Genomic DNA, 310 nt, shown 5'->3' with positions numbered 1-310 from the left:
GACGAAGTAACTGGCAAGTTAACTTACAGTAACTGGACTTCAACTAACTCCGTCTTTGGACAAGTTGATTCTCCAGCTATCACGGGATACACTCCAGATAAGGCAAGTGTTGGTTCTGAAACTGCCACCGCTGACACACCTGACGGAAGTGTTACCGTTACTTATAATGCAAACGAACAAAAAGCCGTAGTTAACTATGTTGACGAAGATAACGGTGATGCCGTTCTTCACAGTGATGACTTAACTGGTAAGTTTGGTAGTAAATCTGGTTACTCAACCAAAAATGAAATTGCCACTTTAGAAGCTAAGG

The 310-nt window shown here is 41.9% G+C and carries 1 protein-coding gene; it reads left to right on the top strand.

From position 1 onward, the window contains the following. Positions 1-310: mucin-binding protein (locus AC6UC9_RS06980; RefSeq protein WP_500701543.1), on the top strand; the 310-nt coding region annotated here is incomplete at both ends.

This window comes from Fructilactobacillus sp. X7R4C1, assembly GCF_059901115.1.
The sequence above is the reverse complement of the archived record's forward strand: the minus strand, read 5'-3'. Positions and strand labels throughout refer to the sequence as shown.